The following is a 12,799-nucleotide window of genomic DNA, read 5'->3' as shown; positions in this document are numbered from 1 at the left end:
ATTTTCACCATACTATATAATAATATATGCCTGAAAGTAATGAAGTGTGCTTCTAATCTTTAGAAAATATCACCATTAAAATACCCTTCTCAAAAGAAATATCAATTTTTTTGTTTATCATAACGTTGGAAACGGTATAAGCACTCCAAGACTTTAAGTTATAACCTTTCAGTGGGTACTTAACTCCGGATATGTTTAATCCTGATACTTCTTCAGTAAAAGCTTGAAGAGAAATTATTTTGTCCTTTTCTCCTGTAAAGGTATCAGGTTTATCCATAAGAAAAATCACGTTATTTTCATCTTTAATATAAGCTTTAACATTCTTGTCTAGACAACGTTTTAAAAGTCCTATATTGCCAATAACGTGATCCAGTCTGCTTCCTGTACAACCTAGCATGACTATTTCGTCCGGATTATGTTCAAGAGCTTCCATCACACATATTTCTGTATCTGTATAATCTTTTTCCACAGGATATCTCTGAATCAAAACTCTTTTTTCTGAAAATTTCTTTAATGATTCCTCTGAAATAGAATCAAAATCTCCAATAAGCATATGAGGAACTAGATTAATATCTAATAAATATTCTCCACCTTTATCAGCACAGATTGTATAATCACTTTGTGAATATTCTTTTCTAAGCAGCTTTTCACTAGGTAATTTCCCACCGCCTATAATAAGAATCTTCATGTTAAATAGCTCCTTTTAATTGGGTGATATTTTTTTCTATTTCATCATCCTTAAAAACAGCAGAACCTGCTACTATAATATCTGCACCGGCTTCTTTTATGGTTTTAATATTTGATTTATCTATTCCGCCGTCTACTTCTATAAGGGTGTTACAACCTAATTCATCAATTAAAGTTTTTAACTCCCTGATTTTTTCAGTAGAATATCCTATATACTTTTGCCCACCAAAGCCTGGGTTTACTGACATTATTAATACCATATCTAAGCTAGGTAGTATGTACTTAAGCTGTGATACCGGTGTGGCAGGATTTAAAGCAACTCCTGCTTTTACGCCTAAGCCTTTTATATAGTTTATAGTCCTATCCAAGTGAGTTTCAGCCTCATAATGTACCGTTATAAAGTCAGCCCCTGCTTTAACAAATTCATCTATATATTTTGAAGGTTCTGCTATCATAAGATGCACGTCAAAGTCTAATTTTGTTAGTCCTCTTATAGATTTAATCACTGGAAAGCCTAAGGAGATATTAGGAACAAAATTTCCATCCATCACATCTATATGCAACAGATCAGCTCCCCCTTGCTCTAGTCTTTTTACGTGTTTTCCAAGCTGAGAAAAATCAGCGGAAAGAATAGAAGGTGCTATTTTTACCATCTATTATTCCTCCTTTCATTTATTTCTTGTAGATATTTTATATAAAACTCATATCTTGCTTTATTAATTTTGCCTTTCTCTACTGCTTCTATAACTTTGCAGCCTGGTTCTTTATAATGTAAGCAACCACGGAATTTGCATTTATCATTATAGTCATAGAACTCAGGAAAGTAATTTCTAAGATCATCTTTTTCAATATAATTGATTTCTAAAGTAGAAAATCCCGGAGTGTCCACCACTAATCCATTATTAACCTCTATAAGTTCACTATGTCTAGTAGTATGTTTACCTCTACCGATCTTTTCGCTTATATTGCCGGTTTTCATGTACTCTTTCCCTAGTAACTTATTTAACAAAGTTGATTTACCAGCACCCGAAGGACCGCATAAAACCGTAATATTATCTTCTAACATCTCTTTTAATCTATCGGTCTTCACTCCAGTTTTAGCGTTAATCAACAATATTTGATAACCTGTTCCGCTTAGCATATCACTTACTTCTTTTATTTCAGTTTCACTGCTTAAATCAATTTTATTTAAGCATACCATAGGTACAATATTATTATGCTCACACTGTATTAGAAACTTATTTAAAAGTTCAAAATTTAAATCTGGGTTTTTAATAGCAAAAACCACAAAGGCTTGAGTAACATTAGCTACCTGAGGTCTAATAAGCTCTGAATCCCTTGGGAATATTTTTTCAATGACTCCCTTGCCTTTTTCTATTTGGATATCTACCTTGTCACCTACCATAGGTGTAACATCTGTATACCTGAATTTACCCCTAGCTTTACATTCTATAACTCCATCCTCTGTTTTTATATAATAGAAGCCTCCGATACCTTTTATGATTATTCCCTGCATAATACCTCCATGTTATATTTAGTATATACTTTATAGTACACTTTTTTCATGTTTTAATGCAATATAAAAGTATCGAGAAAACTCGATACTTTTATATTTATGGCAATTTAAATTCTATTACTACTGTTTTACCTTCCTCCACAGATTCAGGACTCACCTTATCTATTATAGCATCTTTATCAGGTTCCCCATTTATCCCCTTGTAATCAAAATTTATTTTATAATCTTTTTCGTATTTTTTAATCTTATCTTTGGCATCTTTAAATTTTAGACCTTTTAAGTCCGATACGTCAATTTCTTTTGGTTTATATTTACCAACGGTTATCTCTACAGAACTTCCTTCTTTTATTTCTTTACCCTCAGGAATACTTTGAGATATTACTTTTCCATCTTCTTCTTTTTTATCAGTGTCCTTTTTGTTTACTGTTCCTAAAGTGAGTTTAGCTGCTTCTATCAGCGTCTTAGCTTCATCTGGGGTTTTTCCCATAACGTTAGGTACTTTTGCATAGGCATACTGCTTTCCTTTGCTTATAACAAGATCTATCTTAGTACCCTTCTTTATTTCAGTGTTTGGCTCTGGGTACTGCTTTATTACTGTATCTTTAGCAATATCATCGTTATATTCTGAATTAACGTTACCTACTTCCAGTTGTGCAGCCTGAATTATTTGTTTTGCAGCATTAATGTCAAAGTCTACCAACTTAGGAGTTTTAAGCATTGGCACGCCACCGCTTATCTTTACATTAACAGTGGAGTTTCTCTTAACTTCCATACCAACCTCAGGTGAAACTTCTAATATGGTATCTTCAGGTTGATCCCCTTTAACCACTTCCATAATATTCATATTTAATCCATTTTCTTTTAACTTTTTCTCGGCTTCATCTTTTTTAAGTCCTACAATCTCAGGAATTTTAACATTTTCAGGTTGCTTAGATGTAGAACCTCTAAGTTTCAAGGAAGCAGCTAAAGCCCCTAGAGCTATAACTAAAACAGCGATTAGAGAAAATAAAATAATGGTTTTTACCTTCTTTTTTGAAGGTTTAATATCATCCTCATCTTCATCTTCATAATCCTCATTTTGGGCAGGTTTCTTTACATTAACTGGAGCCATTACCCTTGTATAATCCTCGTCAAAGTTATTATTAACAACATTAAAGTCTACATTGTTTTTAATTTTAACAAGATCATTTAATATTTCTTTTGAATTTTGATATCTCTTAATAGGTTCTTTTTCCATGGCCTTTAAAATAAGATTATTAAGATTATCAGAAATTTCCGGTGAAATATTCTTAGGTGGTACCACTGGTTCTTGTATATGCTTTAATGCTATGGAAACAGCATTCTCCGCATCGAAAGGTACTCTTCCTGTAACCATTTCATAAAGCACTATACCTAGAGAGTATATGTCTGTTCTTTCATCGATGTAAGAGCCCTTAGCTTGTTCTGGAGAAAAGTAATGAGCTGATCCCATCACCTCGGTAGTGTGAGCTACGGTGCTAGATGTTACTGACTTTGCTATTCCAAAATCAGATACCTTTACAGTGCCATCCTCAGTAATAAGAATATTTTGTGGTTTTACATCCCTATGGATAATGTTATTTTTATGAGCACACTCCAATGCTTTTGCTATTTGAACAGCAATTTCTACAGCAGCATTACTAGGTATCTTGCCCTGCTCTCTTATTATCTGCTTTAAAGTTTTTCCTTTAACATATTCCATAACTATATAATTAATACCATCTTGTGTACCTACATCAAACACACCAATAATATTATTATGACTCAAGTTAGCAATAGCTGTAGCTTCACGCTTAAACTTTTCTACTATTTCTTTATTAGAGGAGAATTCTTTTTTTAATATTTTAACAGCATTATATCGGTTAAGTTTAAGACATTTTGCCTTATAAACTTCAGCCATACCACCTTCACCAATTTTTTCAATAAGTTCATATCTATCTCCAAGTATTTTTCCTATCATATTATCTCTCTCCTCCAACTATCAATACAGATATATTATCTTTTCCCCCTCGTTCTTTAGCCAAATTAATAAGTTCTTTGCAAGCTTCATTAACATCTTGTGAAGAAGTAACTATTTTATACATCTCCTCTTTTTCCACTTCATTAGAAAGGCCATCTGTACATAAGACTATATATTTATATTTGTTATTACTTAAATCATACAAATCCACTTCTAAATCTTTACTAGTACCTACAGCTCTAGTTATTATATTTTTATTAGGATGATGCATGGCTTGTTCTTCAGTTATAGAACCTTCATCTAAAAGTTGTTGTACCAAGGAATGATCCTTTGTAATCTTTCGAATGCCGGTGTCATCTATGAAAAAGCAAGAGCTATCTCCTACATTTGCAATGTGTATCAGATTATTAGCTATAAGACACGCAGCAACAGTGGTGCCCATGCCATTCATAGTTGCATTTTTACATGAATATTCATAAACAATGTTATTAGCTTTTTTAAAAGCTTCAATAATAATTTCACTCATAGGATATTTATCTATGTTTTCTTTGATGAATTTTAATATATTATCCACTGCCATTTTACTAGCAACCTCACCAGCATTGTGGCCACCCATTCCATCAGCAATTACAAAAGCACTATAATCATCTGTTATAAAATAATCTAGATAATCTTCATTTAAAGATCTATAATTACCTACGTCAGTTAAAAATCCCACCATTTTAACACCCCTATTCATACCTTTGAGTTTCAATATAGCTTCGTCTTAATTGTCCACAAGCTGCATTAATATCTGATCCCATTTCCCTTCTTACTGTAGCTTCTATACCATTATTCTTTATAATGTTTAAGAATCTTTCTACGGATTTATTATTGGATTTTTTAAAGGATTTTTCTTTTATTTCATTAATAGGTATTAAATTAACATGACACAATATGTCCTTTAATAATTTGCAAAGCATTAAAGCATCTTCATCAGAATCATTAACATCTTTAACTAAGGCATATTCAAATGTAATCCTTCTTTTGGTACATTCATAATAATATTTACATGCATTTAAAATTTCTTCAATGGAATATTTATTAGCTATGGGCATTATACTTTGTCTTCTAATATCCTCTACAGAATGAAGAGATATTGCAAGGGTAATTTGATACCTTAAATCGGCTAACTCATAAATTTTAGGTACTATACCACAGGTAGATAAGGTAATATGCCTTTGACCTATATTTAATCCATCAGGTGAATTTACTAAATTGATAAATTTTATTACATTATCATAATTATCTAAGGGTTCCCCGCTGCCCATTAAAACAATATTTGATATTCTTTCTTCAATATCATTTTCAGCAACTAGTATCTGAGAGAGTATCTCTCCAGCCGTTAAGTCTCGTATTCTTCCTTCTAAGGTAGAAGCGCAAAATTTGCATCCCATTCTGCATCCCACTTGGGTGGATACACATATGGAATTACCATACTCATATTTCATTACCACGCATTCTACTATGTTTCCATCACTATAAGCTAATAGATATTTAATTGTTCCATCTTTAGATAAATATTTATCAATAATTTTAGGGATTCCTACGTAAAAATTGGCATTTAACTTTGATATAGTACTATTATTTAAATTTTTCATTTCATTAAAATCCCAAGCCTTTTTATATAACCAGTTATAAGTCTGTTTTGCTCTAAAGCCGCTTTCATCATTTAAGATCATCCATTGTTTTAACTCGTCTAATGAATAGTCTAATATATTCTGCATGTTAACACCTACTAGTTTTAATTAATTTTGCAATAAAAAATCCGTCCATGAACTTATTAGGCAATATGGTTACATAGCCTTCCATATGATTAATTATATTATCTGCTCTACCTATACTAATTTTCTGGAGCTTCATTTCTGGATATTCTTTAAGAAGCCACTTGATATTTTCTTCATTTTCCTCTTTATTTAAAGTACATGTGGAATAAATTAATGTTCCATCGTCCTTTAAATACTGAATAGCATTACCAATAATAGCTCTTTGAATATCTATAAGACTCTTAAACTCATGAAAGTCTTTATTCCATTTAATCTCTGGTTTTTTCCTTATTATACCTAGTCCTGAACAAGGTACATCTATAAGTACCTTATCAGCTGTATTAATAAGGTCTCTATTTAATAAAGATGCATCCATTTTAGCCAATTTAATATTATTTATTCCCAGTCTTTCAGCTGTTTGTTTAATAAGCTTCAGTTTATATTCATGGATATCGTATGCAGATAAATCACCTATTCCATTAACAAGTTCAGCTATATGTGTGGTTTTTCCACCAGGTGCTGCACAAAGATCTAAAATTTTATCTGAACTAGTAGGTTCAAGGAGGGGAGCCACTAGCATAGCGCTCTCATCCTGAACGGTAATCAAACCATCTTTAAATAAAGGATTTAGCTCAATGCTTCTTCCTTTAATTATTCTAATGGCATCAGGAGAGATCTCACCTGATTCTACTTCATAAGAGTTCTCCTGAAGCTTATTAAAAGCTTCATCAAAATCTGTTTTTAAAGTGTTTACTCTTACAGTGATATTAGGGCTTTCGTTAAGTCCTTCTAATATGCACTGGGCGTTTTTATCCCCATACTGCTTTATAAACAATTTCACCATCCAAGGTTGAAAAGAATACTTATAGCATAGTTCATCTATTTTGCTAGAAGCTTTATAAACAAGTCTTTTTCTTAGATGATTTCTTAATACACCATTAACTAATTTGTGAAGTCCAGGCAGATCTTTTTTAGAAAGATCTACCGCTTCATTTACTACTGCATACTCAGGTATCTTATCTAAATATATTAATTGATAAAAAGATATTCTAAGAATGTTTAAAATATGCTTTTCTACAGAGTTTATATCTTTTGTAAGATAAAGTTCAATGGTTTTATCAATAGAACATTTATATTTTATAGTACCATATACAATTTCGGTTACTAAGGCCTTATCCTGAGTATTCAAATTTGATTTGTTAAGTTCTTTTCCTAAAATAATATTAGAATAAGCACCATTATACATTATTTCGTCTAGAATCTTTACCGCCAGTTCTCTTGCTCCCATAGTACCCCCTAGTCTCTGTTTCTGTTGCTTAAAAGTATTAGTCTAAATAATTGAGAAAGAGCCACTAAAGTTGCAGCTACATATGTCATACCCGCTGCATTAAGAACTTTTTTCGCAGAGGTAATTTCATCATTTACAAGTATACTTCTATCTTTTAATATTCTTAAAGCTCTGCTAGAAGCGTCAAACTCCACAGGAAGTGTTACCAGTTGAAATAAAACGACACCTGAAAACAACAATATACCAAAGGTTGTTAAAGAAGGCTTTCCTAATATAATACCTAGGAAGAATAATATCCAAGAAAAATTAGATCCAATATTAACAGCTGGAACTATGGTATTTCTAAATATTAATGGGCCATAAGATTCTTTATGCTGAATTGCATGACCTACTTCATGGGCAGCTACCCCTATGGAAGCAACTGAAGTACTGTTATACACAGTATCAGATAATCTTAACACCCTATTTCTAGGATCATAATGGTCTGTTAAGTTACCTGCTACTCTTTCTATGTTAATATCATATAAGCCTGATTCATCAAGAAGCATTCTAGCCACCTCAGAGGCACTGTATCCTTTGGTGCTATATACCTTAGAATACCTTTTAAATGTTGCTGTTATCTTAGTTTGTGCCCAAAAAGATATAAGTAATGCTGGAATAAGCACTATCATTGTTGAATCAAAATAACCATACATAATTAAAACTCCTTTCCTAACTTCACATTAGTTTCTATATCATTACCATTTAAATATTCACTTACTTTTAACGGTTTAGAATTTGGAAACTGTATTTTTTTTATTAGTAATACCTTATCCTTGGTAGTCACTTCTATACCGCTTTTTGATACAGCTATTATTGTCCCTGGCTCTAACTTACTATTCTTATCCACTACTTCACTTTCGTATATCTTCATTGTGATTCCCTTATAATAAGTGTACGTTACTGGCCTAGGATTAAGTCCTCTAATTAAATTATGAATTTCTTTTGAGCTTTTATTCCAGTTTATTTCAGCTAAATTTTTATTAAGCATAGGTGCATAATTACTTAAACTATCCTGCTGTTTTTCTGGAGTTATAGTTTTATTCACTAACCCTTCAATACTTTCAATAAGAAGTTTTGCGCCATTATTACTTAATATATCATGAAGTTCTCCTGCAGTAATTTTATCATCCAAGGTAATGGTTTGTTTTAGCAGCATATCACCAGTATCTAAACCGATATCCATAAGCATGGTAGTGTTTCCAGACTCTACTTCCCCATTTATTATACACCAATTAATAGGAGCTGCTCCCCTGTACTTTGGTAATAAGGAAGCGTGTAAATTTATACATCCATACTTAGGTATATCTAGTATATCCTTTGGCAATATTTGTCCGAAAGCTACTACAATAATGAAATCGGGTTTATATTCTTTGATTAATTCTATCATTTCAGAATTATTCTTCAATTTAATAGGTTGTAAAACAGGTATATTATTTTTTAAAGCTACCTCTTTTACTGGAGACATTGTAACTTTATTTCCTCTACCCTTGGGTCTATCTGGTTGAGTAAAGACATATTGTACACCAAATTTTTCTATTAAAGCTTCTAAAGATGGGACTGCAAAATCAGGAGTTCCCATAAATATGATCTTCATTATGCATCATCCTTTATTTGTTATTAGTTTTGTCTACGAATAAAACCCCATCCAAGTGATCATTCTCATGGCAAATTGCTCTAGCAAATAATTCTTCTGCTTCTACCTCAAACTCCTCACCTTTTTCATTAAAAGCTCTAACTTTAACTTTGTAAGGTCTTTCCACTTCATCTTGTTGATTAGGTATGCTTAAACACCCTTCCACATCCACCTGAGAACCGCTCTTTTCAAGAATTTCAGGATTTATAAATACTTTAGGACCCTCTCCTACATCAATAACAAATATTCTTTTCAAGATTCCCACTTGAGGAGCAGCTAGTCCAACACCATCTGCATCATACATTGTATCTATCATATCCTTAACTAATATACGTATTCTATCATTTATTTTATCAACTTTTTTACTCTTTTTTCTTAATACATCATCACCGATGATTCTTATATTTCTTAATGCCATATATTTTAACCTCCTACTATAATAAACTATTTGGATTAATATCTATATTTATTCTTATATCACTATATACGTCCTTTATCAAGTCATAGACTCTATTTTTAATATCAGCTGCTCTCTCATCTGTTATAATTCCTTTAATAATAATCTGCCATCTAAACATTTTTTTTATTTTCGAAATTATGCTAGGTGAAGGTCCTAAAATTTGAAATTCATCCTTTTTAAATTCTTCTTTTATTTTTATTCCTATTTCGTTTGCTTTATTAATTAAAACCCTTTCATTTTCAGAACTTAAATTTATGGATAAAATTCTTGAAAAGGGAGGATTATTCATGGCCTCTCTTATCTTTATCTCTTCATTGTATAAAGATAAATAATCATAATTTTTGGCATATTGTAAACTATAATGCTGAGGAGTATAAGTCTGAACTATAACCTTACCTAATTTTTTTCTTCTACCAGCTCTTCCGGCCACTTGAGTAATTAGCTGATAAGTCCTTTCAGCCGCTCGATAATCTGGCAAGTTTAAGGATAAGTCTGCAGAAATAACCCCCACTAAGGTTACATTTGGAAAGTCTAATCCTTTAGCAATCATTTGAGTACCTAATAATATGTCTGCTTCACCCTTTTTAAAAGTATTATATATTTCTTCGTAGGAATTCTTCTTCCTAGTAGTATCGAAGTCCATTCTTAAGGTTTTACTTTTAGGAAAATATCTTTTTATTTCATTTTCAAGTTTTTCTGTGCCTATACCAAAGTATTTTACATATTTGCTTTTACAACTTGGACAAGCATTAACAGATCTTTCTCTATGACCACAGTAGTGACATATAAGATTACCGCTATTATGATAGGTTAGAGAAATATCGCAATTTGGGCATTTAAACACATAACCGCATTTTCTACAGGAAACAAAGGTAGAAAAACCTCTTCTATTTAAAAACAAAATAATTTGTTCTTTTTTAGCTAGCCTTAAATTAATTTCTTCAAAAAGTTCTTTGCTAAAAACAGACCTATTATTGTTGGCTAACTCTTCTCTCATATCTATTAAGGTTATCAATGGTAAAGTAGCTCCATCTACTCTGTTTTTTAAATTAATAAGCTGATACTCACCGTTATAAGTATGATAAAATGACTCTATGCTTGGTGTGGCAGAACCTAGCACCACTTTACATGAGTTATTATAACTTAAAACCTTGGCTATATCTCTTACATGATATTTTGGATCGCTGTCCGATTTATAACTACTTTCATGTTCTTCATCAATAACAATAAGCCCTAAATCTGAAAAAGGTAAAAATATAGCTGAGCGCGCTCCTATAGCAAGTTTAACTTTTCCTTGCTTAACTCTAAACCATTCATCATATCTTTCACCATCCGAAAGTTTGCTATGAAAAATGGCTATATCTTTGCCAAATCTACCTTTAAATCTTTCCACCATTTGAGGCGTCAGTGATATTTCTGGAACTAATATAATAGAACTCTTATTATTTTTCATATAATGTTCTACTAAATTCATGTAAACTTCTGTCTTACCACTGCCTGTTATTCCATTTAGTAAAAACATATTCTTTTTAGAATTAATAATTTCATTTACAGCTATAAGTTGTTCTTCATTTAATTGTTTCTTTTCATAGACATCATATTCCCTGACATTATATCTAGTTACCTCTTCACTAGAAGTAGACAAAAAACCATGCTTTATCATTGTGTTAATAGGACTAATGGACAAATTTAATGAGCTTGCTATTTCACTTTTAATTAGCGTACCATTATTATCTCTAACAAAATTATATATAGTTATATATGGTTCTTTGCTATATTTATCCTCCAAAGCTTTTGATGTGTATAACACAATTTTTGTTTTAGCTTTAACTCCAGTTATTATACCTGGCGGAATAAACAACTTTATAGCTTCTAGATAAGTAGATAAATAGCTTTTTTTTATATATTCTATGAGTTTAATATCTGAAAGGGTAAATAGCTGATTCTTTTCACTTATGTAGTAAATTTCTTTAATATTTTTCACTTCAGTAGTAATGGTATCCTTTAAGGTATATACAAATCCAAAGACTAGCTTATTTGACTTACCAAAAGGAATTTTTACTAATTGCCCTATCTTAATATCTTTCAGTAACTTTTCTGGTACTTTGTAAGTAAATATTTTGTCTAATAAAATAGATTCGTTATTGACTATAATTCCTGCAAACATTCAGTCCACACCCTTTAATAAAATAAAAAAGCGCATTAGCGCTCTTTCATGATAAAATCAAAAAGATTCTTGGCAATATCTTTTTTGTTCATTTTATCAAGGTTTAATGACTCACCATGCTTTGATAGAATAGTAACCCTATTAAAGTCAGAATGGAAACCTCCATCTATTTGGGTAATATCATTAGCAACAACATAATCAAGATTTTTATGTTTTAGTTTTTCTTTTGCATTAATTATCAAGTCATTACTCTCTGCTGCAAATCCTACTAAAACTTGATTTTGTTTTTTACTACCTATAAACTTTAAAATATCGGTATCTTTAGTTAATTCTAATACTAAAGTATCCTCTTTCTTTTTGATTTTTTCTTTGCTATAATTCTTTACTTTGTAATCTGATACAGCTGCACTTTTTATTATTATATCCATTTGGCTATATAAATCAAGTATTGAATTTAACATTTCTTCATTGGTTTTAACATTTATTACTTTTACTCCCAGGGGAGGATATATATTTGTTGCGCCGGATATTAAAGTAACTTCAGCACCTCTATTCCTTGCCTCTGCTGCTATAGCATAGCCCATCTTTCCACTAGAATGGTTAGTTATGCATCTTACTGGATCAATAGGAGCTTCTGTCGGACCAGCTGTTATCAAAACCTTTTTGTTCAGTAAGTCTTTTGGTTCATATAGCATTGAATCTACTATTTCTGCAATTTTTTCTGTATCTTCAAGCTTACCTTTTCCCACATCTCCGCAGGCTAATCTCCCACTTGCTGGCTCAATAAACCTATATCCAAAACTTTTTAACTTTTCTATGTTGCCTTGAACTATAGGATTGGCAAACATTTGAGTATTCATAGCAGAAGCAAAAACTACTGGTGCTTGAGTTGCCATAATGGTGGTTGAAAGCATATCATCAGCAATACCATTAGCAACTTTACCAATTATATTTGCTGTAGCTGGCACTATAAGCATAAGATCAGCTTTTTGGGCTAATGAAATATGTTGTATTTCCCAAGCTTTTGGTTCATCAAACATATCTGTAATAACTATGTTTTGACTCAAAGATTGAAAGCTTAAGGGGGTAACAAATTCACAAGCTGACTTAGTCATTATTACACGAACTTCATAGTCAAGTTTTCTTAATCTACTTATAACATCCAAAGCCTTGTAAGCAGCTATACCTCCAGTTACTCCTACTACTATACATTTATTGTTCAT

General features: G+C 31.5%; 12 protein-coding genes. All 12 read right to left on the bottom strand.

Annotation, left to right across the window (positions count from 1 at the left end; genetic code table 11):
* Positions 1-52: 52 nt before the first annotated feature.
* Positions 53-688, bottom strand: coding sequence for a thiamine diphosphokinase (locus tag BUA82_RS03875; RefSeq protein WP_073004827.1), 636 nt, complete (start codon positions 686-688; stop codon positions 53-55).
* A gap of 1 nt (position 689) precedes the next feature.
* Entirely contained in the window at positions 690-1,340 is a 651-nt protein-coding gene (gene rpe / locus BUA82_RS03870; RefSeq protein WP_073004824.1) for a ribulose-phosphate 3-epimerase, read from the bottom strand.
* Entirely contained in the window at positions 1,334-2,203 is an 870-nt protein-coding gene (gene rsgA, locus BUA82_RS03865) for a ribosome small subunit-dependent GTPase A (RefSeq protein ID WP_073004822.1), read from the bottom strand. Before rsgA ends, rpe begins: the two co-directional genes overlap by 7 nt.
* A 97-nt stretch (positions 2,204-2,300) precedes the next feature.
* Positions 2,301-4,181 (bottom strand): Stk1 family PASTA domain-containing Ser/Thr kinase, encoded by a 1,881-nt coding sequence (pknB, locus tag BUA82_RS03860; RefSeq protein WP_073004820.1) that lies wholly within the window; start codon positions 4,179-4,181, stop codon positions 2,301-2,303.
* A gap of 1 nt (position 4,182) precedes the next feature.
* On the bottom strand, positions 4,183-4,902 hold the full coding sequence (locus BUA82_RS03855; RefSeq protein WP_073004819.1) for a Stp1/IreP family PP2C-type Ser/Thr phosphatase: 720 nt from the start codon (positions 4,900-4,902) through the stop codon (positions 4,183-4,185).
* Positions 4,903-4,912: 10 nt separating this feature from the next.
* Entirely contained in the window at positions 4,913-5,947 is a 1,035-nt protein-coding gene (rlmN, locus tag BUA82_RS03850) for a dual-specificity RNA methyltransferase RlmN (protein WP_073004818.1), read from the bottom strand.
* Between the two features lies 1 nt (position 5,948).
* Positions 5,949-7,274, bottom strand: a complete 1,326-nt coding sequence (gene rsmB, locus BUA82_RS03845; protein WP_073004817.1) for a 16S rRNA (cytosine(967)-C(5))-methyltransferase RsmB — start codon at positions 7,272-7,274, stop codon at positions 5,949-5,951.
* Positions 7,275-7,282: 8 nt separating this feature from the next.
* Positions 7,283-7,969, bottom strand: coding sequence for a zinc metallopeptidase (locus BUA82_RS03840; protein WP_073004816.1), 687 nt, complete (start codon positions 7,967-7,969; stop codon positions 7,283-7,285).
* 2 nt (positions 7,970-7,971) lie between these two features.
* Entirely contained in the window at positions 7,972-8,910 is a 939-nt protein-coding gene (gene fmt, locus BUA82_RS03835; protein ID WP_073004815.1) for a methionyl-tRNA formyltransferase, read from the bottom strand.
* Between the two features lie 13 nt (positions 8,911-8,923).
* Positions 8,924-9,367 carry a peptide deformylase gene (gene def / locus BUA82_RS03830; protein WP_073004814.1) on the bottom strand — a complete coding sequence of 148 codons (444 nt, stop codon included), beginning with the start codon at positions 9,365-9,367 and terminating at the stop codon, positions 8,924-8,926.
* Between the two features lie 16 nt (positions 9,368-9,383).
* Positions 9,384-11,576 carry a primosomal protein N' gene (priA, locus tag BUA82_RS03825; protein WP_073004813.1) on the bottom strand — a complete coding sequence of 731 codons (2,193 nt, stop codon included), beginning with the start codon at positions 11,574-11,576 and terminating at the stop codon, positions 9,384-9,386.
* 35 nt (positions 11,577-11,611) lie between these two features.
* Positions 11,612-12,799, bottom strand: a complete 1,188-nt coding sequence (gene coaBC, locus BUA82_RS03820; protein WP_073004812.1) for a bifunctional phosphopantothenoylcysteine decarboxylase/phosphopantothenate--cysteine ligase CoaBC — start codon at positions 12,797-12,799, stop codon at positions 11,612-11,614.

Origin of the sequence: Clostridium amylolyticum (assembly GCF_900142075.1) — a bacterium.
In the GTDB taxonomy this organism is placed as follows: domain Bacteria; phylum Bacillota; class Clostridia; order Clostridiales; family Clostridiaceae; genus Clostridium_AA; species Clostridium_AA amylolyticum.
The sequence above is the reverse complement of the archived record's forward strand: the minus strand, read 5'-3'. Positions and strand labels throughout refer to the sequence as shown.